This window comes from Halorubrum yunnanense (genome assembly GCF_026586675.1).
GTDB lineage: Archaea > Halobacteriota > Halobacteria > Halobacteriales > Haloferacaceae > Halorubrum > Halorubrum yunnanense.
In genome coordinates this window covers 1-668 of the sequence record NZ_JAODIX010000092.1, presented here as the reverse complement: position 1 = coordinate 668, position 668 = coordinate 1, and the positions used below count along the sequence as shown (strand labels likewise).

Sequence of the window (668 nt, the reverse complement as noted above, 5' to 3'; positions counted from 1 at the left end):
AACCAAACCGAATTAGCGGACCGGTACGGGGTGAGCCAACAGCAGATCAGTAAGGACCTCGACCGGCTCGACGCATACGTTCGGGGACGGCTCGGGCGCCGGCGGGACCTCGAAATCGGGAGCGTCCTAAAGCGGTGTATGACCGGCGCGCTTGAAGATGGGGACTGGAACGACGCCCGAAAAGCGGCGACCGCTTACGACGAATATCTCGACCGGCGGATCGACACCCTGGAGTTCCGGCGCCGAATCGCCGCCCTGGAGGACGCGGCCGACCGCGAGGGGGACCGATGACCGACCGCGACGACCTCGCCGCCCGGCTCGACGACGTCGAGGAGGACCTCGCGGACACGTCGACGGACGGGTTCGGCTCGCCGGTTGTCTATACGACCGACGACGGCGGATATGAGACGGCCGACGGTGAGCCGGTCGACCTCGACGACACGGACCCCGACACCTTCGGGACGCCTATAATCGTAACTGGGGAGTACGTTCCTAACGACGCCAACGCCGAGCGGGGGGACGTATGACCGACCGCGACGACCTCGCCGCCCGGCTCGACGACGTCGCGGACACTCTCGGCGAGCCGTCGAGGGACTGGTTCGGGACGATATACGTCTACCCGTCGGCCGATGGGTACGTGAACCGCGACGGCGAGCCGGTCCCGACCG

At 67.2% G+C, this 668-nt stretch carries 1 protein-coding gene and 1 pseudogene; both read left to right on the top strand.

The features are described from left to right. Positions 1 to 291 (top strand): annotated as a pseudogene (locus N5096_RS15995) (hypothetical protein); the annotation flags it as partial. After that, on the top strand, positions 288 to 527 hold the full coding sequence (locus tag N5096_RS15990) for a hypothetical protein (RefSeq protein WP_267665784.1): 240 nt from the start codon (positions 288 to 290) through the stop codon (positions 525 to 527). The pseudogene N5096_RS15995 and the gene N5096_RS15990, both read left to right, overlap by 4 nt. Positions 528 to 668 lie beyond the last annotated feature (141 nt).

Excerpts from the sequence above, each read along its gene's own strand:
- N5096_RS15990 (WP_267665784.1), top strand. The coding sequence starts at position 288 with ATGACCGACCGCGACGACCTCGCCGCCCGGCTCGACGACGTCGAGGAG.